This window comes from Psychrobacillus sp. FSL K6-2836 (assembly GCF_038003085.1).
Lineage (GTDB): Bacteria > Bacillota > Bacilli > Bacillales_A > Planococcaceae > Psychrobacillus.
This window is the reverse complement of sequence record NZ_JBBOOM010000001.1, coordinates 3,483,441-3,508,259: the sequence shown is the minus strand read 5'-3', so window position 1 is coordinate 3,508,259 and position 24,819 is coordinate 3,483,441. Positions and strand designations below refer to the sequence as shown.

Below are 24,819 nucleotides of genomic sequence, written 5' to 3'. Positions count from 1 at the left end.
CTTCCCCAATCTATATTTTTCTCTTAAATAATAGTGAAATTATTAATTCATATATAATCTCTAATTCCTTGACCTTCAAAAGCTTGGAAAGTCCAACGTATACAATAATGCCAATCATTATTTGACAGAGTAATAAAAAGAAATGATTCTCAGGTAATAATGGAGCTACTGCATAAACGGAAATCCCCATGAATAATGAAATCCCAAAGGATGGCATAATATCCTTCAGCTGCTCCCAGCTCGAATAGGAGATCTCTCTTGCTGAGTAATACATATTAATAAGCAATGAAAGATAAGAATTTATGACCGCTGCGCAAATTAATCCAATGATTCCTAGCTTAAATAAGAAAGAAAGTACAATAAGTATGGTGAGAAGGCCTTTTTTAATAATTTCTAATCGCAAAAACAAATCAGATCTACCTTTGACTTTTAATATGTTAAGATTTAATGCGTGGATTGGATATAGCATACCCGCAAGACACAATAGTTGAAAATAGTATACTGAAGGAAGCCATTTTTCCCCAAAGAGAAGTTGAAAAAGAGGAGTAGCGATAACAGCTATCCCTACCATTAAAGGGAAATTAATAAACGCTATCGTCTTGATTATTTTTCTGAACACTGATTTAAGTCGTTTCTCATCCTCTCGAGTACTACTCAATACCGGGTAAGTCACTCTTTGAACGGTTGCAACAATTGACTGTGAAGCCATATCTCTAATTCTAACTGAATTGCTATAATAACCAAGTTGAGCAACTGAGTAAAACTTACCAATAATCAAAAAGTATAAATTATTGTAAAACGTATCAATGAGACCAGATATAAGTAGCTTATAACCAAAACTAAAATACTTTATAAATGATTGTGTGCTAAATATTAATGAAGGCATCCATCTATTAAAGCTCCATAGTAAAAGGGTTTGTACAAATTGCATGGATATCATGTTAGCAACTAGACTCCATACCCCAAAACCTAAATATGCCATAGCTATTGATATACTTCCCGAAGTTAAAACAGCTATGACATTTATTTTCATTAATGTTTTGAAATCTAGAATTTTGGTGAGTTTAACTCTTTGAATAATTGCCAATGAATTCATTATAAGTACAAGAGAGAGAACACGAATAATTCCAATTAATTCTTTACTTTGAAAAAACATACTAATAGAAGGTGCAGCAATATATAAAAGAAAATAGAGCAAAATAGAAATAAATAAATTAAAGTAAAATACCGTGGAATAATCCTCTTGGCTCGTATTTTGATCCCTAATCAATGCCTGTGAAAAACCACTATCCACTATAGAATTTGAAATTGCTATTAACACTAAAATCATTCCGATAATACCAAAATGTTCTGGCAGCAATAATCTCGCAAGGACAATTTGGATAACAAACTGAAACCCATGATTTGCAAATAAATCTGCGGAACTCCAAAACAATCCTCGTAAGGTTTTATTTTTTAAGGAGTTTGAACCGTGCATATATAAGCTCCTAGTGTTTTATTTACAATGCTTATATTTCATTTCATTTATTTATTTTCATTCGAGCTAAAATTATATAAAGAATTGGTAAATGGCATTTTACATAAATCTCAATTCTTTTTTTAAAGCCCATTTCATTAATATATGCTTTGAACTTTGAGCTTTTCAATTCACTTATATCTTTCTTAAGTAGCAGTATCTCAAATTCTAATTTCATTATTTTTTTCTCTATTTGCATAGAGTACCTTAAATTCGTATAGGTATTAAAAGCTGTTAAAACTGAAATATCTCCCATATAAACTTCTATCATTTTTTCTTTAAAATTTTTGTCTTCGTTTAAACGACTTGACCACGAACCTTTAACTCCAATTCTATATACCGCCATACCTTTGTCTATATAGTAGGTATATCCTTTACTCGAAAGTATTAACTGCATTGGATAATCGCCTACATGAGCTTTCCAATAAAAATCAGGTGGAGTTTCCATGAATTTTTTCGGATATAGCAAGGAACCAGTTGGACAAAACCCTCCGCCACCTGAAATTATATCTTCTATAGGACTTACTTGATTTTCCTTATAAGGTCTAATTTGCTTTCCGGTTGATTTTTTAGGAGCTTTTATTATTTCCGCTGCATGAAAACACAAACTGCAATTTGGATGGCTTTCCATATATTCAACTTGCTGTTGTAGCTTGTAAGGGTCAGTCCAATAATCATCACCCTCGCATTCTGCAATATATTTACCTTTACTATGATTAAGAAGTCTGTGAGAATTCTGCCTAGGACCGACATTCTTTTCAGAAGTTATTATTCTAATTTTCTCAGGATACAGTCTTGCGTATTCTTCTATTATTTCCCTAGTATTATCTGTACTACAGTCCTCCCCAATGAGAATTTCATAGTGGAAATTTGTTTTTTGCATAAGGAAACTCTCAATTGCGTCAGCTATATAATCTTCATGGTTATATGTAGTGCAATTAATACTGACAAGAATTTTCACAATTTCACACCACTTTCAATTTATTTTTCAATTATTTAAGTTTTTTTCATTCTTTTAAATTTCGCTAAGTCTACTATCTGTATAAGTAGACCCATAATTAATAAGTATAGAAAAATATAACCTAAAATAACTGATTTAATTTCCTTTTGAAAAATTATCAATAAAATGTGAGATGAAATTAACCAAATTAAAGCAATCAAATGACTAAATATAAGTATATTTAAAAACAGGAAATTAAAAATTAAAAGTAAATAAGGGAGTGGCTGTAAGCGAAATAATTGGATGAAAAATCTTTCCTTAATAGCTTTAATAAAAACTTGACTAGTGCCAATGAAATTTTTTTTGTTTTTTATTATAAATAGGTTCATTATTTTTTCTTTAGTATTGGGAATCTCAGTGTAATGATTCACCATAACCTGATCGATGATTTCAACTTTATAACCTTTCTTTGTCATTCTTGAATACAATTCAATTTCTTCATTTGCATATATATTACTGGACCAATTACCTACTTCAAATAAGGCTACTCTTCTTAATAAAACTGCTCCTCCAAAGTACCTTGCAATACCATTTTTACTCTTAAAAACTCGATACCTATTTTTATTACGTTCTCTATCAATATCTTTATATTTACCTACAAAACCAAAATTACTTGTTACATTTTCAAAGTTTAATAACCATTCAGTAAATTGATCATTTAACTCCATGTCTGCATCTAGAAACAATATCCATTCTTTTTCAGTAAAACTTGCACCAATTTTTCTGCCCAATGATGCTGACAAATCTTCATTCCTGCTTAATTCTATTACAAAATCAAAAAAACCTTTTGCCATTGTTACGCTGTTATCTATAGAAGCAGAATCTACATAAATCCTTTTATTTATCAATTTATCAATTTTATTAATTGATAATTTTAATGCATTTAAATTTACTTCCTCGTTTCTACCAATTACAACAAGGTCTAACCACAATCAATTTCAACTCCTTCTTTTTATCTAATTCAATGTTTACTAGAAAAGTTAATACACTATTGGGTTAGAATATTAGGAGATTGATTAATTTCAGATATTGATGTAACACTAAAATCATTAGTGGTTCCAAAATAGTTACAAGTAATAACAGTGAGAAATAAAAATAGAGGAAAATAATCCATCATTACTGAGTCGAGTGAAAAATTTGAAATCAGTAACACAAATAGTGGTAGCTTATTAAATCCCTTCATTTCCTTCATAATATTATTGTCAAATACAACTTGTTTTTTAACGTGTCTGTACGATGTAAATATAAAAATTAGTAATATTAGAATTCCAATAAAACCCAAAAAATAACAGTATAGCAAGTACATATTATGTGCTGCATATCCTCCCAAAAATCCCGAACCAAATCCATTTCCAACAAGGAATATGCGTAAACTAGATAAAATTTCCCTAATATATAAAAGCCATAAATCTGATCTGCCTGTAGTAATAGAAACTGTTGAACTTCCTTCTAATGAAAAACGAAATAAAGTTGCTTTTATAAAATTTATAAATCCTAATGGTAACATGACTAAAAAAGAGATCATTAGAACAAAACTAAATTTTAAAGCAGTAATTATATTATTTTTTATATATATAGCGCAGATGAATGAGATTATTAAAATGAGCAAAATTAAAAACATTTTAGAAAGAGTATTGATACCCATGAATACCAAGATGAAAATTAAAAAGTTTTCTTTAAGATGTCTTTTTTTATATCCAGAAATAACAATCAATAGCGAAATACCAAATAGTACTTGAAAAGCAAAATAATTAGGGTCTATATCTAAACCACTAAATCTCATATAGAGATGATCATTCTGGTATACTGTAAAACTTTCACCCATACTTTGAATATGCAGTTTAATTTGCGGAATGAATTCACCTAACATTGCTACAATACCCGATATGGAAAGACCAAAAGTGTAGTAAAGAACGTAACTATTAAAACTATCAATATTTTTGATAGTTGAAAAAGCAACTGTAATTGTAAAGAAGTTTAGAACAAATCCCAAAACTATAAATAATCCACTGCTAGCATTAATGCTAAAATTAAATAAAATATATAAAACAAAAAACAGAAATCCTAATAATACTTTTATGTTTATTTTATTTCGATTTACTGTTATAAATATTGCACAGGACATTAAATATATGAGTTGAAGTAAGTGAAAAAAGGAGAATCCTCCCTCTTCTAATTTCAAAACATAAATCCATGTACAGAAAAATAATAAAAATTTTATTTTACCCTCTAATCCTTCTCTAAAGATTCCATAACCTATTGCTATTAGAAACAGGAATAAAAATAATTTTTGACCACTTATTAACATAGCTAATATAGACAGTACTCCAAAACTAATGAGTACTTCATTTCTTAATAGTCTATCAAACCTCATTTTATACCCCTTCCTAGCTTTTGATAAATTATATTAATATTAGAAGATTAGAGTCTATAAGAATTAAAAGAGGTTTATCAGAGTGTTTGATTTTAATAGTCCGATATTTAATAAATAAGATCCTTCAGCTGTGTTAATGCCAAATGATTGAAATTATTTTTCTTTTTTATGTTTTTCTTCAATTCTAGTAATATTAATTCACCGTCAAGAACTGACTTCAAAACTTCATAAAGAGATTTAATGTCATTATTAACAATTATCCCTTCAAAACCGTTTTGAATTTGCTCTTCTGCAGAAGCGTAAGCGGTAGTTATTATTGGAGTACATAATATTAAAGCCTCATTTATTACCATTGGAAACCCCTCATATTCAGAGGTAAGTACAAAAGCATCCGCATCCTTAATAAAAGGATAAGGATTCACTTTCTCCCCTACAAACGTTATATAATCGCTCACTTCATATTTTTCAGAGAGTATTTGATTTTTTTTCAAATCAGGACCATTTCCAATAATCCACCATTTGAAATTTATATAGCCACTCATTTTTAACAATTTCACTACTTCTATGATTCGATCTATTCTCTTTGAAGCGTTGTCTATTCGAGCTACAGTTACAAAATTAATAATATTAGTTTGGAATAATGTTGGAAAAGAATTTGCACTTTTGTATATTTCTTCAATTGGAGTTAAATTATAAACTACAGAAGACTTATAGCTATAAAATGGAAACAAACGATCAAAGTCATCTTTCCCTACTTTCGAAACATTAACTATTGAGTCAAAGCCCCTGTATGACTCAATAATTTCTTCTTTACTAAACTTAGCTTTAATCGGATCTGTATGAATCCATCCTATTTTTTTGTTCGCAACGACTTTTTCAGTGACAAATTGATTGCAACCCCTATTAAAATAATTACCTGGAACATCATTAAAATATGATATAGCAACATCATATGAATTTAAGTTTTTCTCTAATGAGAATAGAATCTTAAAAAAGTTACTTGATCCCACTATTCTTACTAAAAACATCAATATAATTCTCATTATCCAGCTAAATAGCTTTTCATACTTAATCACATTCTTAAATGGCGTAGCTGTTAATCTTAATAGATAGCTACTTTTAATGACATTTACATTTTTAGGTATTTCTCCGAATAATTCTCCTCCAGGTGAGAAAAGAAATAAATCAATATCAATATCTTTCTCTGTTGCTAATACATTTAATATATTTATTAGCGATCTCTGTATTCCACCTATATGTAAGTTGTAACCTACAAATAAGATTCTCATATTAAATTTCACTCCTAAATTTTAGCTCCATTATGATTATGAATTTTCTTTCATTCTTTTCACCCATAATACTGATAATAATAATGATTCTTCCCGATTTTATAGTTGTTAAGAATTGTTCCAAGTATGTTTGCATAGGAAGCTTGGAGTACTTCTTTAGCTTTAATGACATTTACTTTTTCCGTTGAACCTGAGCTGATAACAAGAATAGTACCGTCGCATTTGCTGGCGAGTACTTGTGCATCAGAAACGGACAAGACTGGAGGGGCATCAAATATTATTAAGTCGTATTTTTCTTTTACTTCTGTTATTAGCATATCCATTGAAGTCAACTCAAGAAGTTCTGCTGGATTTGAAGGTATTGGTCCACTTGTAATAAGATCTAATCCATTTATTCCAGATTCTTTCACTACTTGGTTCAGATTCCAATAGCTCGTCAGTAAGTTGGTTAATCCAGGAGTGATTGTTTTAAGAAATGTATAATGCATCGTTGGCTTTCTCAAATCTGCATCGATAAGGAGTACTTTTTTTCCTTCTTGCGCAAATGCAATGGCAACATTCGCTGCTATTGTTGATTTCCCCTCTCCAATAGATGAGGAAGTAAATAGTAGGGTTTTAAGTTCCCTATTTGGCATTGAAAATTTAATGTTTGTCCGAACGGTACGAAATTGTTCTGAAATAATCGATTGTGGGTTGGAGCTTGTCACGAGTTTTCGGGCTAAAGGTTTTATTTTCTTCCTTCTTTTAAACAAGAATTTATGCCCCATTTCTATTGTGTGATTTTGGTTCTTTTGTTTTTTTTAGATACTTATTTGAAATGGGACTGACAAGCCCTAATATTGGTAGACCAAGTAATTCTCCAATATCCTGCTCTGTTTTAACAGATGTATCTAAATACTCCAATAGAAAGGTTATTCCAATTCCAATTATTAAGCCGATAATAGCTGCTATTCCTATATTAAGTATTAAGTTTGGTTTAATGGGCTTTGTATCTTTCGTAATTACTGCTAGTGACAGAATATTAACGTTATCAACATTCATCAGTAAATTAATCTCTTCTTGAAATACTTTGACCGTCATATTAGCAATGTCGATTGCCTTTTGTAAATCTGGATCTTCTACGCTAACGTTCACAACTTGGGAGTTTTGTTCGCTAGTTACAGTTATTTGCTTATGAAGTAAATCTGCTGTTGTTTTTAGATTCAAGTTGTCAATAACTTTCGATAGAATAACCGGGCTTTTTATAATGACATTATATGTGTTGATTAATTGAAGATTCGTTTCAATATCTTGACTATTAAATTGATTTTGATCGAATTCCTTTTGATTGATAAGAACTTGAGTCGATGCTTGAAATATTGGTGTTAGGTAATAGTAACTAACCGCACCAGCAACCGTCATAGATAAAACTAATATGGTAATAATAAGTACAAAACGCTTTTTTATAATTTTGAATAATTCTTGTAAAGTAATCGCTTCTTCCATTACGATTCAGCCTCCTTATACCTGTCCATTTAAATTGCATGCAATTCTAAGTTACAAATAATAATAATTTTTAAAACCAATAGGTAGTAAAGGCTGAATCTCAGTACCATATACAATATGATTTGCATTTTCACAATAATAATTAACATGACTTTCAGAGAAATCTCTTTTTATAGATTCAAACGCTTTTGTCAGTTGGAATGGTCTTTTTATATAATGATGCGCATCGGAAGAGATAAAGTGTACTAAATTATGTTTGATTAACTCTTTTGTATATTTTCTAAAGCTTCTGCCATTAAGTCCGAGTAAACTAGAAGCTGTAATTTGAATAAGGACTCCTTTACATACATATTCGTAAAGTAACTGTTTGTTTTTTCGAAGAATTTTATTTCTTTCTGGATGTACAATGATAGGGGTGTATCCTTTTAACTGTATTTTGTAAATAACGTCCAAAGTATTAGCTGGTATATAGGAATTTGGAAGTTCAATTAATAAATACTTACCACTATTTGCTAGCGTGAAAGGATCTTTTTCAAGTTCCTCCAGTATATTTGCCGATAAATGAATTTCTTGACCTGGTAGAATTTTTAAATGTATATTTCTTTGACTAAGTTCTCTGTAGAAACCTGCAACTGCCTCTTTAACTTCTAAAGCTGAGTTTCTATATTTTTCACTTAAATGATGAGGGGTTGCAATAACATGTGTAATACCATTAGCAACAGCGTTTTCTGCAAGTAATAGAGCTTCTTTTAGAGACTCGGGACCATCATCTAGTCCTGGTAAGATATGATTATGAATATCAACTAGCAAACCCCTCTTCCTTTCTGTTTTGACTCGTTCACCATGCTCCTTTTCCCGTAATTACTATAAATAAGGTTCGTATTATAATCGTCAGATCAAGCAGCAATGAGCAATGCTTTACATAATATAAATCGTAGGTAATTTTTTCCCCGTGCGTGATTGTGGAACGTCCATGCACCTGGGCATATCCTGTGATTCCTGGCTTAACTAGTAAACGTTTCTTTTGGAGGGGAGAATAATGGTTGGTAATTTCAATCATTTCTGGTCTTGGGCCAACAAAACTCATCTCACCTTTTAAGACATTCCAAAGCTGGGGAATCTCATCAATACTATATTTTCTATATATTTTCCCAAGTTTAGTAATCGTTAAAGTTGGTGGTGTTGTAAAAGAAAAGTTTTGAGGGACTTCATCTTTCCATTCGTATTGGTGAGAGCTAGACTCAACATCCTCTGCTTGCATTGTTCGGAACTTCCAAATTATAAAAGCTCGATTATGTAATCCCGCCCTTTTTTGTTTATATAGAACAGGACTACCTGTGAAGATAAATAGAATTATGGATAAGCACACAATAGCTGGTAACAACAAAAAGAGTAGCAATGAACTAGCTAATACATCCACTGTTCGTTTACCAAAACGACGATAGAAATACGGGCTGTCCTGTTGGGACAATGTGTGATCTATACTTTCCAGGGGCTGTTCTCCTTTGATTAATATTGTAGAAAACAAGATACATAGATAAGTATATTCAGTATGCCTATAAAAAAAGAACTAACTTATGTCTGATAAGGCCAAGTTATATTAACCATGTTTTCACAATTTATTGCGTTCAGCATATTGGTTATGGTATTTTTTTCGGATTGATATTTACAAGCAAAACTTTTCCCATAAGCAAAAAAACACTACAGGGTAAACTTCTCCTGTAGTGCTTTTAGATTCTAGCAAACTGATCGTACACATCCTGTAACGTTTTACAACCATGTATTTTAACTTTTTCCAAATAGACGCTCCAAAGTTTGGCAGTCATTTTGGCATCCTCTAATGCATGATGGCGTCCTACAATTGGGATGCTGTTATGTTCACATAGGTCTTCTAAAGAACTTAGTTGTATATTGGGCTCTGCAATTTTATAGAGAAAAGAGGTATCAACAATTCGATGCTTAAATGATGTACGAAATAGTTTTGTACTTGCATATTGCATAAAATTCCTTTCGTGATTAGCGTGATGCGCTACAAGTATACAGTCATTTGTAAATTGAAGAAATTCAATTAGTACATCCCCAACAAATCTAGCTTCCTTCAATTGGTCATTTGTAATGCCTGTCAGTCCGACAACCTCCAAAGGAATTTCTTTTTCAGAGTAAATAAGCGAGTAAAAAATATCGTCTTCTTGAATGGATGAACCATGCATTTTTATTGCACCAATGGAGATAATATCATGCCCTTGTTTTGGGTTAAAGCCAGTCGTTTCAATATCGAACACGACAACTTTAAGTTCATCTAAAGAAGTTTTCAGTGCATCCTCTTTTTTCATTTCTTTTTGCAAATTCCTTAAGAATGCCATTTGTTGTGCACTCTGAACATCACCTATACCAATATTCGTACGTTTTCCCTGAATTCCTCTTAGTATTTGCATGAATGGTTCAAATGCCATTGTGAACACCCTTTTTCAGCAACGCAATCACTTCACGATGTAATTTGGTTCCAGCTTTAATAATACACTTAAGATCTCTCCGTTCCGCCTTCGTCAATTTTTCAATCTGTAAATAGTGTGTATCTGAATAACTTTCGACCTGTGATAGCATAAGCCGATAAATTAACAAATCTATATAATTTTTTTCGCTATTTTTTAATAAAGGTGCATACTCCTGAATTTGGATTAGTTTATTCATCCGAACTAAAGTGGAAGTTTCCACTATTCCCTCTCTTATCGAAAGAAGTCGAATGGCATTTACATACGGCAGGAATCCAGAGTATTTTAAATTTACGCACCCTTGATATAAACCATGCCTTTCCACTAATAGTTGACCAACCGGACCAATTACATTTTTGACATGCTCTACATTAGCAGTAAACCGCGTTAGTAGGATTGGATGTTGTAATTGGTATGCATGAATGGATGATTTTAACTGATTTATGAATTCCATCTTTCCGTGAAGCACCCTAGCATCATAAAAGATTTGAAGATAACGAATGGATTCCCAGCTCTTATCATGCATCCAGTCATTGAGTTGTACTTGCCAACCATCATAAGATTTACACCACTCTGGATTAGAGCTCATCACTTTACCTTCACAATACGGGTAACCTACTTTATATAGCCCGTAAGAAATTTCTTTTCCAAATACCTTAAAATATAAATCATTTTCTTCTGTTGATATTTCATAGGCAATTCCATGATCTTGATCACTGATTACTCCTTGTTCCTGTCTCCCACCACTACCTGTTATAAACCAACAAAAATCACATGGAGCTGGACCAGTTTCCATTTTCATAGTTGCTAGTCTTAATACTTTGAGCATCACCTGATCATGAAAATCATTGAGCGAAACGATATCATCTAGGAAGTTTGTTATATTTAGTTCCTTCCATTCTCGAATAGATTCATACGTTTCCACTAATACACGCCCTTTTATATAAAAAGCCTCTAAATTACAGAGGCTTTTTTGCTTTTATTAATGAGATTTTGACTCTTCTAAAATCATTTGTTCAGGATAGCCATAGTTCCCATGTTCACTCATATCTAGACCCATTAGTTCCTCTTCTTCCGATACCCGTATACCACCCATTACTTTTTTCATTATGAAAAGGATAGCATAGGAAACTACGAATGCAAATAATCCACAAGATACAACTCCCATTAGTTGAACACCTAATTGATCTAATCCACCGCCGTAAAATAATCCCGCTTTCCCAACGGATGCAAGCTCTGGTGTTGCAAAGAAACCAGTAGATAATGTTCCCCATACTCCAGCAGCTCCATGTACAGATAACGCATAAATTGGATCATCCACTTTTCTCTTTTCAAAAAATCTAGCACTATAGAATACTAATACTCCAGCGATCAAACCAATGACAACGGATGCCCAAACATCTACGAATGCGCAGGATGCAGTAATAGCAACTAATCCAGCTAAAGCTCCATTTAATATCGTCGGTATATCAGACTTACCTAGTACTACCCATGAGATCAACGTTGCAGCAACAGCTCCCGCTCCAGCTGCAAGCGTTGTATTTAATGCAACAAATCCAAAGAATGCAGCATCTACAGATACTGTACTACCAGCGTTGAATCCGAACCAACCAACCCAAAGGATCAGTACTCCTAAAGCTGTATATACTTGGTTATGTCCAGCAAGATTATTTGCCGAGCCATCTTTATTGAACTTCCCAATTCTTGGTTTAAGAATCATTGTTGCTGCAAGGGCAGCCATTGCACCAGTTAAATGAACTACAGTTGAGCCTGCAAAATCCTGTTTGCCATGGCCGGCTAACCAACCTCCACCCCAGACCCAGTGGGCAATTACTGGGTAAACAATTATTCCAAAAAGAATAGTAAAAATAACGTATGCGGATAATTTTGCACGCTCTGCAAAACCACCAAGTGCTATCGTTACTGCAATACCGGCAAATGCTAATTGGAAAACAAAGAATACGGTAGTTGCAATACCTGCTCCCTCTAGAATTTCTCCGCTATAGAAAAAGTCTGTCATTCCTACGAAGAAATTTGCATCGCCCCCGAAGATAAACCCATAGCCTACTGCCCAGAACACCATTGACGCTAGACCAAATGTGAATATTGTTTTACCGGCAACGTGACCAGCATTTTTCATTCTTGTCGAACCAGCTTCCAGTAATATAAATCCACCAATCATAAATATGACTAAAATTGCAGCTATCATCGTCCACAAGCTGTTCATCAAATACATTACATCATCCATTGTCATCTCTCCCCTTTTCTTCATGTTAGGTTTCCTTTCTTGTGATGTTAGAAAACATAACATTATTTATATTATTTATTCTATTCATTTTTACGTAGATGTCAACACAATTTTCAGAATATATTTTTTTCTTTGTTAAAAAGGCTCGGAAATACCCCATTTCTAACTGTTTGCTACTAAATTAATTTTTAGAAACAAAAAAACTGTCTCCACTGCAATTTACAGTGATGACAGTTTATCTTACATATTTGAATTTAATTCCATTCGCCGTCGCTATCCTCTTCTTCCTTTCCACGTGCAGGAAGTATACCCATTTTAACCGCTAATTTTGGTAAGTTCATCGCGATGAACATTAGTACGACCGTTATAATTGCAAGGTCATAAGCTCCATATCCAATAGTTAACCCTACACAAGCAGTGATCCAAAGATTTGCTGCCGTTGTAAGTCCTCGTTTTACATTATCCTTGTCTAACCAGATTACACCTGCTCCCAGAAATCCAATACCACTGATTACTTGGGCAGCCAAACGCATCGGATCCATATAGGGCCCTTGATTGAGGGATGACAACGCCATAGCTAAAGTAGATCCTAAACATACTAAAATATGCGTTCTTATACCAGCTGGTTTATCTTTTATCGCTCGCTCTAGACCAATAAAAAATCCTATTAGTGTCGCTACACCTAACCGGATATACAAGTCATAATGCGAATTAAATAATGTAGTAATGAAGTCCATGATGTAAATCCTCCTCAAAATACTGTTCTGATAACATTCTATAAATCTTCTCAAAATCCTTCAAAGGTAAATACTATCACAAATTGGATAACTAATTATAAATCACGATCCATAAGGAAAATCGGGCAAAAAATAAAATGTACCCTATAAGATGGACACTTTGAAAAAAGTCATTCTTGTGGGGTATGGGTTACTTTTGCTTATAATGAGAAAAAAGATGTTGGAGGACCTTCTGAACGTGAAATGACACTAGAAGAAAAGATTGCTTGCTTAGAGGAGAAAATCAATTATTACATGCGGAAAATGAATTACTTTTTCAAAACGTCCTTTAGTTGAGCGGATTTATGTGGCAACCACCATTTAATGTGGTGGTTAGAGGAGTTTATGTGGTAGATAAATGAGCTTATGTGTTGGTTAAGTGGATTTATGCGGCTGCCTCCATTTTTGTGGTGGTTAGAGGAGTTTATATGATAGATAAAAGAGCTTATGTGGTGGTTGAGTGGATTTATGTGGCGGCCACCATATTATGTGGTGGTTATAGAAGTTTATGTGGTAGATAAATGAGCTTATGTGGTGGTTGAGCGGATTTATGTGGCAGCTACCATTTTATGTGGTGGTTAGAGGAGTTTATGTGGTAGATAAAAGAGCTTATGTGGTGGTTAAGTGGATTTATGCGGCGGCCACCATTTTATGTGGAGGTTAGAGGAGTTTATGTGGTAGATAAAAGAGCTTATGTGTTAGTTGAGCGGATTTATGTGGCAGCCACCATTTTATGTGGTAGTTAGAGGAGTTTATGTGGTAGATAAATGAGCTTATGTATTAGTTGAGCGGATTTATGTGGCAGCCACCATTTTATGCGGTGGTTATAGGAGTTTATGTGGTAGATAAATGAGCTTATGTGGTAGATAAATGAGTTTATGTGGTGGTTAAGTGGATTTATGTGGCAGCCACCATTTTATGTGGTGGTTAGAGGAGTTTATGTAGTAGATAAATGAGCTTATGTGTTAGTTGAGTGGATTTAAGTGGCAGCCACCATTTTATGTGGTGGTTAGAGGAGTTTATGCGGTAGATAAATGAGCTTATGTGTTAGTTGAGCGGATTTATGTGGCAGCCACCATTATATGTGGTGGTTATTGTAGTTTATGTGGTAGATAAATGAGCTAATGTGGTGGTTGAGCGGATTTATGTGGCAGCCACCGTAGTGGCGCTCTTAGCCTTTGTTCCTTTGTTTGAAACGGAAATCAGTCATATTATTCATTTTTTTAGTGCCACAAACCAAGTGCTCACAGGACACCTTTATATACTTTCCTTTCTAAATAAAAAGGAGAGCACTAAATTACAAAGTGCTCACCTCTCAATTATAAAAATTACACTGTAAATTCACCTTTTTTAATTGTTTCATGGAACCAATGGTAGCTATTCTTTTTCGTTCTTTCCAACGTATCATAATTCACATACACAATGCCAAAACGCATACTATACCCTAAAGCCCACTCAAAGTTATCCAGTAGGGACCAGTATAAAAACCCTTTTATATTAACACCAGAATCCATACTTCGCTTTAAAGCCGTCAAGTGAGACTTTAAGTAATCAATTCTTTTATAATCCGCTACTTCACCATTAATCGGCTCATCATTATAGCAGGCACCATTTTCTGTAATATAAATCGGTACACTGCCGTAAAGGTCTTTAATTTTCACTAGAACTTTATAAAAACCTTCTGGATAGATAAACCAATCTATATCTGTTTTGTCATATCCCATATTTATATTTTCTAAATCGAATAACCCTTCATTTTCTTTATAACGTCCTACATTACCCGTGTAATAATTTAACCCTAGAAAATCGATTGGTTGCGAAATTATTTCCATATCCCCATCTAAAATGGTTGGAGCAGCTCCTTTTTCTTTAAACCATTCCAACATAAAATCAGGATAGCTACCTTTAAAAACTGGATCAAAAAACCACTCTAAATTCCAAGCGTTTCCTCGATTGCATGCTTCAATATCCTGCTCTTTCGTACTGTAGGGTTCAAACCAAGTAACATTAGGGGCGTATCCAATTTCACCTTCTAGGTTACACTCTCTAAAAAGTTTAACCGCACGACCATGTGCAACCAACAAATGGTGTGCTATATCAGTCGCTAGTTGAAGGTCTTGATTACCCGGTGCATGCTCTCCAATATAATTCGATAGGAAGGATGAGCACCAAGGCTCATTAACAGTTATCCATTTTTTAATCTTCCCGTTGAATTCCTTAAACATGAAGTCCGCATACTGAACGAACGCTTCAATTGTTTCCCGATTATTCCAACCACCCTTGTCCTGTAACGCCTGCGGGAGGTCCCAATGATATAGTGTACACATGGGTTCAATGCCTTTATCTAACATCGAGTCGACTAATTTATGATAATAGTCGACTCCTTTTTGGTTCACTTCTCCTGTACCATTTGGGAAAATCCTTGGCCAAGCAACTGAAAAGCGGTACACATCAGCACCTAGATCATGTATTAGCTCTACATCCTCTTCATACCGATGGTAGCTATCGCAAGCTATATCACCAGTGTCTCCATTATGTACCTTCCCTGGAGTTTTAGAAAAGGTATCCCATATCGAGACCCCTCTGCCATCTTCGTTTGTCGCACCTTCTATTTGATAGGATGCGGTTGCTGCACCCCACCTAAAATCCTTTGGAAACTGTATAATTGCCATTTATTGCCCACCCTTCATTTATCGTTTCTTGGTCGTTTCCTCTACAATACCCGAAGAATTCCTCACTACTAACTCCGGATCTACAAGTGACGGTCTTAAACCAGTTACTCCATTTATTAAATCGTTTAACTTTATAGCTGCCAATCTACCAATTTTCTGCTTGTCTTGCTTAATAGTGGAGAGAGCAGGCTCCATATAACGACAGGCCTCTACATCATCACAGCCTATCACTTGAATATCTTGTGGAACTCGAAGTCCGTAGTCCTTTATGGCCCTCATAGCACCAAGCGCCATCATATCCGAAGCAGCTATTACTGCTTTTGGCAAAGAATCTCCCTGAAGAATTTCTTCCATCGCTTCGTATCCACTAGACTCAAAAAAGTTACCATGTTTTATCCATTGCGTTTGAGTGGTAATACCAAATTGACTCATCGTCTGCAGAAATCCCTCTAATCGCTGGTTCGATATATCAGAACTTTCCTTCCCTGCAATATACCCAACGTCTCTGATAGAGTTTAAATACAAGTATTCCACCGCAAGCTGCGATACTTTATAGTTATCCGTCATAACGTAACTAGAATTCTGCCCAGTCAGCTCGATGTCAATCCCAAGACAAGGGATGTCACTTTTATCCAACTCCAATACGGCTTCCTCTACTTCTTCCCCAGCAATTACTAAACAACCATCTAAACGAAAATGTCTTGATCTGGCAAGATAATCTACATTTTCCTTATTGAACATCTCATTGGAGAAAATGATAATATCATAACCCATTGCACCAAGTGTTTTTTGAAAAGATGATATAACCTCATTGAAAAAGGGATGGTTAAACTCTACGTTTATCTTCCCCGCGTATATCAGCCCAATTAGACTAGATTTCTTCGTCGCTAGGGACTTCGCGGAAAAAGTAGGTTGATAATTAGTTTTGTCGATAACTTCTAGTACTTTACGCTTTGTTTGTTCACTTACACCATCATAGTTGTTGATTACCTTAGAGACAGTGCCTCTTGAGACACCCGCCATTTGAGCAATATCACGTATAGTTAAAGTCATTTTACATCCCTCATATTCCATGTGCTGATTACTATTATTTAACCGATCCCTCGGCAATACTCGATATAAACAGTTTGTTGAACAGTAAGAACACTATAAGCAATGGTATCGTAGCCCAGAATACACCGGATAGCAGCATACCAAAATCCACCTTAAAAGTATTATTTAATGACGCTAGAGCTACTTGTATTGTATAGGATTCAGGATCTCGAAGCACCGTAAATTGCCATAAGAACTCTCCCCAAACAGAGGTAAACACAATAATTCCAAGCGTTGCAAAAGCAGGTAAAATGATAGGCAGTACAATACTGCGATATATCCTGAATATAGAACAACCATCAAGTCTTGCTGCTTCTATCAATTCTTCCGGTACAGATTCACTTACATATTGTCTCATTAAAAATATTCCTAAAGGATTTAAGAAAAACAAGACCATCGCTGCAAATAAATTATCCAATAATCCCGCTTTCGCAACTAATAAATACTGCGGTATTAATCCTAGTTGAGGCGGAATTATAATAGTGAATAATATAGCGAAGAAGAGAATATTCTTTCCTGGAAACTTTAATTTTGAAAATGCAAATCCAGCTAACGAACTTATAAATAATACAACAATAGTTACAGTAAGACAGACGATCAATGTATTAAACATGGACTGAAAAAACGGAATCATATCCAATACTTTTTGGAAGTTCTCTTTCAACTGATCACCTGGAACCATCGCCGGGGGAATCGAATTGTATGCAGAGCTATGACTCGTGGACATAACGAACATCCAGTAAAAAGGGAATAACGAAAAGAGCGATATTACCGTTAAAAACAAGTACATTCCAATACGGCCAATGCCCCACTTTTTACTTCCTACATCACTTTTCACACATGTTTCCTCCCATCCTTACCGAGTCTTTTAGTGAGCATCATATTAAAAGCTGAGGCAACTACGATGAATAACAACAGAACAATAGCAGCTGCAGATGCCGTCCCGAAGGAGGATAACCTAAATGCATCGCGATATAAATACATAACAACTGTCATTGCTTCATCTCTTGCAAAAGCAGTATTACCTAGAAACACAGTTGGCTCCGTAAATAATTGCATCGCTCCAACTGTCGAAAAGAATACCGTTAGTATAATAAATGGTTTCAGTAATGGAATCGTAATATATCGAAGCTGTTGGAAAATACTAGCTCCATCAATTCTAGATGCTTCATAAAGTTCGTTCGGAATGCTTTGCATACCGGCTAAATAAATGATCGTGTTGTAACCAAGCCAGCGCCAAAAAACCATTGTCGAAATCGCTATCTTTGCTCCCCATTCAGAGGTCTTCCAGCTGACTGGGTCAAATCCAAATAGGCCGATAATATAGTTTACTAAAGCTGTTTCATTGTTACTAAAAAATACACTAAATACTAAAGCAACCGCTACCATTGAAGTAATATATGGCATAAAAATAGTTACCCTAAAAAAAGCTTTGAAACGTAAGTAAGACAGATTCAATAAAAAAGCCAAGATTAGCCCAATGACAAGTTGAGGAGCAGTCCCCATTAACCCAAGAATAATTGTATTGTAAACAGATTTCCAAAATAACGGATCACTTAGTATTACCTGAAAATTACTTAACCCGACAAACTCCATTTCTCCCATACCATTCCATTTTTGAAATGCTAGGATTAAACTAAATATTGCCGGATAGAGACCAATAATCGCAAATATGATAAAAAAAGGTGATATATATAAATACCCCGAAAGCATCTCCTTCATCTCTTGCGATGAAAAACCTTTCCTTCGTCTTTTTTGATGTTTTTCATCTAAAGAAACCATACACTCGTCCTCCTACCTACATACAGAGTATATTCGGCGGGTAAAACCGCCGAATATGTCATTCACTTTCTCAACTTTAGCGATCTAGTTTAGTTTTAATACGTTTGATAGCTTCAGTCCATTCTTTCTCTGCATCTGCTCCGTCCTGTGAGTTAACTAAAGCAGCAAGAATTTCATCGTGTACGCTTGTATAATCCTTCCCTTTGTATACCTTTCCAATCTTTTGTGCAGACTCGGCAAACACTGTTTGTGTCGACTGCCCACCAAAATAATCATCGCTTGCTTCTTTAAATTCAGCCATATCATATACAGCAGGTGCAGAAGGGAAAAGACCATTACTCTTAAAAGATTCTAATTGGTTTTCAGGTGAAACCAACCATTTTACAAACTCATATGCTTCTTCTGCATGTTTTGTTTCTTTAGGGATAGAAATGTAAGAACCACCCCAGTTTCCGCTGTACTCAGTCGGTAATGTAGCTATATTAAATTCTCCAGTAGCTTCAGGAGCATTCGATTCCATCCACCCTTTGAACCAAGCAGCTCCTAATTCCACTGCAAAGTCTCCATTGTCAACTCCACTTGCCCATTCAGCTGACCACATTGCATAATTTCCGACCAAACCAAGTTCGTTCATTTCGATAGCTAAGTCATATGCTTCTTTAACTCCATTTCCACTTTCTTCTATCAATAGGTTACCTTCCTTATCAAAATAACTTTCCTCTAACGCATCTAACTGTGCTCGGTACATCATTTCCATACTAGCAACCATAGGTTTACCAGTTTTTTCTTTTATTTGAATAGCAGCTTCCTTAAAATCTTCAGGAGTTGCGATTAAAGCAGAAACCTCTTCGGGAGTTGTTGGTAAACCTGCTTCTTCAAATACATCTAGTCTGTAGTAAAGACCCTTAGGACCAATATCAGTTGGAAGACCCATTAGGAACTTGCCATCATCATTCTCTGCAATTTCCCATTTCCAGTCCAAATATTCACCTTTCACATCATCCGCGCCCATATCATATAGATTGACAAAGCGATCTTGTGCATCACGGAAACGATCGAGTTGGTCAAGCTCAAGTGCAGCTATATCCGGCGCACCACTACCAGCAGAAAGAGCTGTAAATAAATTGTTATGATGATCTGCTGTTTCTGAAGTTTTTATTTTAATTTTTATATTCTCATTTTGTTTCTCATACTCTTTGACAAGTTCCTCATACCCGGTAGCACCAAATAACCAAAAATCTAAAGTGATTTTTTCTCCATCTCCTCCCGCTTCATCTGAATCATCAGATGAATTATCAGAAGAACACGCTGCAACGATAAATACGAACAAAATGGATAGTGAAGCGATTAACAGTTTTTTTAATTTCATTATGATTTCCCCCTGAAATTTAATAGTTTAATAGTTTTCATACAGTAAACCACCTTACTCCCTCTAAATTGCCCTCCAATCCGTCATTTAATCCTTCAAGCATGTGCATCTTCGGTGTCCTATAGTCACTTTAATTTTATAGAAACCGGTTTCCATTAAGGGCAAAAAAATAAGCAATAAATCGGTTAACTAAAAAATAAAGCGCTTTCATTTAACATTATAATCTATTTTAAAATAAAATCAATGAATTTTTAGAAAATTCTTATAAACCGGTTTCTATAACATTATATTCTATGAAATGGGTCATTCTAAAAAGACCACTTATAATAATTTATTTTTCCACCAGCTCGTAATCGATTTGCTCATGACTTTGTACATCTCTAGCCCTAGTAATAGATAAATCTAAGGCTCAATGTTGAACTCTCCTCCCTTTTATACAATGAAATGGTAGCCAAACCATTCTATGGAAGGGGCACCGTAAAAATCTAATAATCGCTACACATTCTTTTGTTTAGGCAATTTTTTATACTTTTTATTCTAAAGCAATTAACTTGGGAGGAAATTTACAATGTCATTATTTACAAAGTGGGCATTTGGAAACAGGGCAGCAGTAGCAGTTTTAACCATTTTAATATTAATTATAGGGGTGGTAAGTTATTTTAGACTGCCCATGGAATTTTTACCAACTGCGGATAATCCGCAGATCACTATTATTTCCATGGGTCAGGGCGTTGATTCCAAAACGATGGAATCAGAAGTAACTCTCCCTATTGAAAGAGCAGTCACAGGGCTGAATGGAAAAACGACCATTTACTCTACAACTGGAGACGGGTTTTCGAAAGTAGATCTGTTCTACGAAGCAGGATATGATATGAAACAGGCAAAACAGGACGTACAAGATACTTTAAGTAGTATATCCTTGCCTACCTATGTATCCAAGCCAACTATTTCTCAGTTAAATACTTCTATGATTCCAATCGTCAATATTGCGGTTACCTTTGATGAAGGTTTAACGGAAGAAAATAAAGAATTTGCACGCAATGAACTACAATCCATGTATCAAGAAGTAAAAGGGGTTTCTAAAGTAGATGTTTATGGGATAACAGACTCCTTCATTTCTATTAATATAGATGATGAAAAATTAGAAGAGATGCAAATTCCAATTCAATCAATATTGGGTATCCTTCAAGGTCAAAATACTTCTGTAACAGTCGGAGAGAAAATAATTGATGGAAAAACAAGCAATATTAAGGTAACTGGCGATATTAATAGTCTAGATAAACTTAAAGATCTTCCAGTGACCTCCGATGTATCCCTAAACGATATCGCAACTATCGAAGAAACAAAAGATTCAAACTTCATTAGCCGTTTTAATGGCATGGATAGCTTGGATATTAGCATTACAAAAGATAGTCAATCCAATGCAGTTTCGATTAGCAAGGAGATTGAAAAGCTAACAAACGAAATCAATGAAAAATATGACCACCAGGAATCCGTCATTTATATATCCTCAGCCGATTTAGTGGAGAATTCCGTTCATACGATGATAAAAGAAGTTCTTCTTGGGGCATTATTTGCAACAATCGTTATTATGCTCTTTTTACGAAATATACGTTCCACTTTTATTACGATCATTTCAATCCCTCTATCACTTTGCTTTACATTATTTTTGCTATCCTGGTCGGGTGTAACATTAAATATTTTAACGCTAGGTGGCGTTGCGGTTGCAGTTGGGCGACTTGTAGATGACAGTATTGTAGTGATTGAAAATATTTTCCGTAAGATGCAAACAGAAAAATTCTCTATCCAGATGATTATTGACGCAACTAAGCAAGTGGGTGTAGCCATAACTGCGTCTACTTTAACAACAGTAGCCGTTTTCCTGCCAATGAGTTTGTTAAATGGAGGACTTCAGGAATTCTTTTTACCATTTGCTTTAACGGTAACCTATTCCTTACTCGCTTCATTAATCGTTGCTTTGACAGTTGTCCCACTAATGAGTGCGGGGTTATTGAAGAATGCTAAGATTCCTGAGCATAAGCCAGCTGTTCGTTTCCCTAAAATGGTTACTTGGTCTTTAAACCATAAATGGATCGTATTCACAGTGTCTATCCTTCTCTTCGTCGGATCTATAGGAGCATACTTCATCATCCCTAAGGGGGCGGTTGATAGTTCTTCTGCAGACTATGTCAGTGCCACAGTTAGTTATCCAAGTGATACACCGATTGAAAGAGTGAAGGAAGAGACTATTGAACTTGAATCATCCATACTAGCTATGGAGGAAGTTCAACACGTATTTGCTCAAGTTGGCTCCCCTCCTGAAGCAGCTCAGTACGGTTGGGTAGGTTCCTCCACAGAAGCATCTTTCAGTATTTTACTAGAGGACAAAAAGGATACGGATATTATAGTCAAAGAAATGGAAAAGCAAAAAGAACAATATCCTGATGCACTTTTTGAAATAACTACCGCTTCCTTTATGATGGGAGGAGCTAGTACAAATATTACTATTGATGTTGTCGGAGAAGATTTAACTGAACTGGAGGATGTAGCGACAACTATTAAAGGAAAAGTACAAAACTTAGACGGTGTAGAGGAAGTTACGACTAACCAGGATGAAAAGAAAACAGTACACTCACTTGTTGTGGATCCTTCTAAAGGAAATACAGAACAAATTGCACAGCAATTAGCCGTATTGTTAAACAAAACACCAATTGGAACAATTAGTGTAGATGATAAGCAAAAAACTGTTTTTATGGAACCTCTATTGGATACAGTAACACCTGAAGACTTAAAAGATATTCCGGTCATGACCGATGAAGGTCTGGTTCCCGTCTCCTCCATAGCAACATTACAAAGCGAAGAGCGTACAACTAACCAGGTTCATAAAGATGGCGATGCCTATCTTCGAGTAACAGCATCAGTCGACCCTGCCAAGCTTTCCGAAATCGCAAGCGCAGTTAATTTAGAGATATTCGGAGATCAAGAGGATCTGGAAGGAATAGATATACCAGAAAATGTAGAAGTATCAATCGGTGGTTCAAGCAGTCAACAAGCCGAAGATTTTACAGATTTATTCCTAATAATGCTTGTTTCTATCGGAATTGTGTTCTTAATTATGGTCATTACTTTTAAGTCAATCAAAGCACCTATTGCCATTCTTTGCTCACTACCATTAGCTGCAATTGGAGCTATTTTAGGAATTCTTATCACTCGAATTCCAGTAGATATTACAGCACTACTTGGTGCCTTAATGCTCATTGGTATCGTTGTAACAAATGCGATTGTACTGTTAGATCGAGTTAAACAAAATGAACAAAAGATGATTATACGAGATGCACTTGTGGAAGCAACCGCAACAAGAATGAGACCAATCTTCATGACAGCCATTGCAACAATCTGTGCGATGCTTCCACTACTAGTGAAGCAAGCTGAAACAGGAAGCCTAGTATCACAAAGTCTTGCTATTGTTGTTATTGGTGGATTAGCTATGGCTACCCTACTGACTTTAATAGTAATTCCATGTATATATGAATTACTTTATTTTAGAAAATCAAAGAAGCAACGTCTTAACAAAACTGCTGAAGAAGATGCCTCACTATAATAAATAATACCTATTGATATAAAATAATTATGAAAACGAGGCCGGGACAATTCTTCAAAAATAATAAGCCCCGAAAATTTACGATCAGTAAAGTTTTTGGGGCTTTCTATTAGGTTTATACTACAGTTGTTTTCCGTTACGGCGAACGCTTTCCGGGGGGCACGGCTCGAGCCTGTAGTCTCTCGCTCGTGCTGTCCCCCTAGGAGTCGCCGCCTTCACTTCAAACAACTAGAATTATAGGTTTTTAATAATAATGCTATCAAATGATATACCTCTGTAAAGTGAACAACGTGAAGTCGAGTTACCGATTTCACGTTTTCAAACTTAAAGACTTGTTATGTCTCAACTTCTTCTAATATTGTTATCAAATCTTATTTTACTTATCTCGAGGGTCTAGCTTCCTGACAGTTGGAGCATTTTTTCTGATTGCTCCCCTTAAACTTTGTGAATGTTTTTTCAAAATTAGTTCCACATGAACATTTAAATAGGAGTTTTTGTGAGTATCCTACATATTCTTTTGAAAGCAATGCACATTCTGAATTCTTACTGACATAATTTCTTATTTCATCTATCGTCCATTTTTTATTCATATCGACACCTCCGATAATATTTATTATTTAAGTACAGGAAGGAACACTATATGTCTTCCATTCAATTAGATTCTAGAATTCCAAATCTACCTCAGTGTGTTATTATACCACCACTTTATGAATTCTTGTACAATTTTAAAAAGTAATGTTGTTTATAGTCTTGATACGTGCTATACTTGTTTACTAACAACAAATATATTTTGACTTCCATACTATCGATTACTATTTTAGTCGACATTAATGGGTGCCAAACCCGCAAGAGTTCTTTAGGAACAAAGAATTCTTTAGAAAAAAAGCATTATCTCTTTGGAGATAGTGCTTTTTTTATTTTCTATATTAAAGTTTCTGGTTGTTTTTCGATGAGGCTGCTATGACTAAAGTTGCCCCCCAAGCACAATAAGAATACTGCCAACCATAATCCATTTTTTATATAAATAAAAACCAACAACAAATATTGCTAACCCTAACAAATAGAGAAACACTCTCTTTTTCATAAATTTTCCTCCCCTTTATTATAAATTGGACTCAGAAAA

The 24,819-nt window shown here is 34.7% G+C and carries 20 protein-coding genes; 1 reads left to right on the top strand and 19 read right to left on the bottom strand.

Annotated elements, in window-relative coordinates; all coding sequences use genetic code 11:
- Window positions 1-10 precede the first annotated feature (10 nt).
- From MKY37_RS16870 to MKY37_RS16785, 18 genes are all read right to left on the bottom strand, one after another.
- Window positions 11-1,477 carry a lipopolysaccharide biosynthesis protein gene (locus tag MKY37_RS16870; RefSeq protein WP_340778840.1) on the bottom strand — a complete coding sequence of 489 codons (1,467 nt, stop codon included), beginning with the start codon at window positions 1,475-1,477 and terminating at the stop codon, window positions 11-13.
- A 43-nt stretch (window positions 1,478-1,520) separates the two neighbouring features.
- The gene (locus tag MKY37_RS16865) at window positions 1,521-2,399 is read right to left on the bottom strand and encodes a glycosyltransferase family 2 protein (protein WP_445323053.1); all 879 of its coding nucleotides are present in this window, start codon (window positions 2,397-2,399) and stop codon (window positions 1,521-1,523) included.
- 113 nt (window positions 2,400-2,512) lie between these two features.
- Complete coding sequence (locus MKY37_RS16860) at window positions 2,513-3,448, bottom strand: glycosyltransferase (RefSeq protein ID WP_340778838.1); 936 nt, start codon at window positions 3,446-3,448, stop codon at window positions 2,513-2,515.
- A gap of 56 nt (window positions 3,449-3,504) precedes the next feature.
- Window positions 3,505-4,890 (bottom strand): hypothetical protein, encoded by a 1,386-nt coding sequence (locus tag MKY37_RS16855; RefSeq protein WP_340778837.1) that lies wholly within the window; start codon window positions 4,888-4,890, stop codon window positions 3,505-3,507.
- Window positions 4,891-4,997: 107 nt separating this feature from the next.
- A complete protein-coding gene (locus MKY37_RS16850) occupies window positions 4,998-6,179 on the bottom strand; it encodes a glycosyltransferase (RefSeq protein WP_340778836.1) in 1,182 nt (393 codons plus the stop codon).
- A 59-nt stretch (window positions 6,180-6,238) separates the two neighbouring features.
- A complete protein-coding gene (locus tag MKY37_RS16845; protein WP_340778835.1) occupies window positions 6,239-6,946 on the bottom strand; it encodes a CpsD/CapB family tyrosine-protein kinase in 708 nt (235 codons plus the stop codon).
- On the bottom strand, window positions 6,936-7,664 hold the full coding sequence (locus MKY37_RS16840) for a YveK family protein (protein WP_340778834.1): 729 nt from the start codon (window positions 7,662-7,664) through the stop codon (window positions 6,936-6,938). Before MKY37_RS16840 ends, MKY37_RS16845 begins: the two co-directional genes overlap by 11 nt.
- 51 nt (window positions 7,665-7,715) lie before the next feature.
- Window positions 7,716-8,474 carry a tyrosine-protein phosphatase gene (locus tag MKY37_RS16835; protein ID WP_340778833.1) on the bottom strand — a complete coding sequence of 253 codons (759 nt, stop codon included), beginning with the start codon at window positions 8,472-8,474 and terminating at the stop codon, window positions 7,716-7,718.
- A gap of 28 nt (window positions 8,475-8,502) precedes the next feature.
- The gene (locus tag MKY37_RS16830) at window positions 8,503-9,192 is read right to left on the bottom strand and encodes a sugar transferase (protein WP_340778831.1); all 690 of its coding nucleotides are present in this window, start codon (window positions 9,190-9,192) and stop codon (window positions 8,503-8,505) included.
- A gap of 202 nt (window positions 9,193-9,394) precedes the next feature.
- Entirely contained in the window at window positions 9,395-10,117 is a 723-nt protein-coding gene (locus MKY37_RS16825; RefSeq protein WP_340778830.1) for an exonuclease domain-containing protein, read from the bottom strand.
- Window positions 10,107-11,081: a DUF294 nucleotidyltransferase-like domain-containing protein gene (locus MKY37_RS16820; protein WP_340778829.1), complete on the bottom strand. Its 975-nt coding sequence runs from the start codon at window positions 11,079-11,081 to the stop codon at window positions 10,107-10,109. Before MKY37_RS16820 ends, MKY37_RS16825 begins: the two co-directional genes overlap by 11 nt.
- A gap of 57 nt (window positions 11,082-11,138) precedes the next feature.
- Entirely contained in the window at window positions 11,139-12,404 is a 1,266-nt protein-coding gene (locus MKY37_RS16815) for an ammonium transporter (RefSeq protein ID WP_340778828.1), read from the bottom strand.
- A 254-nt stretch (window positions 12,405-12,658) separates the two neighbouring features.
- On the bottom strand, window positions 12,659-13,141 hold the full coding sequence (locus MKY37_RS16810; RefSeq protein ID WP_340778827.1) for an MgtC/SapB family protein: 483 nt from the start codon (window positions 13,139-13,141) through the stop codon (window positions 12,659-12,661).
- Window positions 13,142-14,508: 1,367 nt separating this feature from the next.
- Window positions 14,509-15,852, bottom strand: a complete 1,344-nt coding sequence (locus MKY37_RS16805; RefSeq protein ID WP_340778826.1) for a GH1 family beta-glucosidase — start codon at window positions 15,850-15,852, stop codon at window positions 14,509-14,511.
- 18 nt (window positions 15,853-15,870) lie between these two features.
- On the bottom strand, window positions 15,871-16,905 hold the full coding sequence (locus MKY37_RS16800) for a LacI family DNA-binding transcriptional regulator (RefSeq protein WP_340778825.1): 1,035 nt from the start codon (window positions 16,903-16,905) through the stop codon (window positions 15,871-15,873).
- Window positions 16,906-16,939: 34 nt separating this feature from the next.
- A complete protein-coding gene (locus MKY37_RS16795; protein WP_340779966.1) occupies window positions 16,940-17,734 on the bottom strand; it encodes a carbohydrate ABC transporter permease in 795 nt (264 codons plus the stop codon).
- Window positions 17,735-17,778: 44 nt separating this feature from the next.
- The gene (locus tag MKY37_RS16790) at window positions 17,779-18,726 is read right to left on the bottom strand and encodes a carbohydrate ABC transporter permease (protein ID WP_340778824.1); all 948 of its coding nucleotides are present in this window, start codon (window positions 18,724-18,726) and stop codon (window positions 17,779-17,781) included.
- 76 nt (window positions 18,727-18,802) lie between these two features.
- Window positions 18,803-20,095: an ABC transporter substrate-binding protein gene (locus MKY37_RS16785; RefSeq protein WP_340778823.1), complete on the bottom strand. Its 1,293-nt coding sequence runs from the start codon at window positions 20,093-20,095 to the stop codon at window positions 18,803-18,805.
- A 568-nt stretch (window positions 20,096-20,663) separates the two neighbouring features.
- Here MKY37_RS16785 and MKY37_RS16780 point away from each other — a divergent pair.
- On the top strand, window positions 20,664-23,696 hold the full coding sequence (locus MKY37_RS16780) for an efflux RND transporter permease subunit (RefSeq protein ID WP_340778822.1): 3,033 nt from the start codon (window positions 20,664-20,666) through the stop codon (window positions 23,694-23,696).
- Between the two features lie 380 nt (window positions 23,697-24,076).
- Here MKY37_RS16780 and MKY37_RS16775 read toward each other — a convergent pair whose 3' ends face one another.
- Entirely contained in the window at window positions 24,077-24,286 is a 210-nt protein-coding gene (locus MKY37_RS16775; protein ID WP_211895077.1) for a hypothetical protein, read from the bottom strand.
- Window positions 24,287-24,819: the final 533 nt, after the last annotated feature.

Coding starts and splice junctions, on each gene's coding strand:
- MKY37_RS16870 (WP_340778840.1), bottom strand. CDS start 1,477: ATGCACGGTTCAAACTCCTTAAAAAATAAAACCTTACGAGGATTGTTT.
- MKY37_RS16850 (WP_340778836.1), bottom strand. CDS start 6,179: ATGAGAATCTTATTTGTAGGTTACAACTTACATATAGGTGGAATACAG.
- MKY37_RS16780 (WP_340778822.1), top strand. CDS start 20,664: ATGTCATTATTTACAAAGTGGGCATTTGGAAACAGGGCAGCAGTAGCA.
- MKY37_RS16795 (WP_340779966.1), bottom strand. CDS start 17,734: ATGTACTTGTTTTTAACGGTAATATCGCTCTTTTCGTTATTCCCTTTT.
- MKY37_RS16845 (WP_340778835.1), bottom strand. CDS start 6,946: ATGGGGCATAAATTCTTGTTTAAAAGAAGGAAGAAAATAAAACCTTTA.
- MKY37_RS16840 (WP_340778834.1), bottom strand. CDS start 7,664: ATGGAAGAAGCGATTACTTTACAAGAATTATTCAAAATTATAAAAAAG.
- MKY37_RS16775 (WP_211895077.1), bottom strand. CDS start 24,286: ATGAATAAAAAATGGACGATAGATGAAATAAGAAATTATGTCAGTAAG.
- MKY37_RS16810 (WP_340778827.1), bottom strand. CDS start 13,141: ATGGACTTCATTACTACATTATTTAATTCGCATTATGACTTGTATATC.
- MKY37_RS16785 (WP_340778823.1), bottom strand. CDS start 20,095: ATGAAATTAAAAAAACTGTTAATCGCTTCACTATCCATTTTGTTCGTA.
- MKY37_RS16800 (WP_340778825.1), bottom strand. CDS start 16,905: ATGACTTTAACTATACGTGATATTGCTCAAATGGCGGGTGTCTCAAGA.
- MKY37_RS16815 (WP_340778828.1), bottom strand. CDS start 12,404: ATGGATGATGTAATGTATTTGATGAACAGCTTGTGGACGATGATAGCT.
- MKY37_RS16790 (WP_340778824.1), bottom strand. CDS start 18,726: ATGGTTTCTTTAGATGAAAAACATCAAAAAAGACGAAGGAAAGGTTTT.
- MKY37_RS16865 (WP_445323053.1), bottom strand. CDS start 2,399: ATGCAAAAAACAAATTTCCACTATGAAATTCTCATTGGGGAGGACTGT.
- MKY37_RS16855 (WP_340778837.1), bottom strand. CDS start 4,890: ATGAGGTTTGATAGACTATTAAGAAATGAAGTACTCATTAGTTTTGGA.
- MKY37_RS16805 (WP_340778826.1), bottom strand. CDS start 15,852: ATGGCAATTATACAGTTTCCAAAGGATTTTAGGTGGGGTGCAGCAACC.
- MKY37_RS16825 (WP_340778830.1), bottom strand. CDS start 10,117: ATGGCATTTGAACCATTCATGCAAATACTAAGAGGAATTCAGGGAAAA.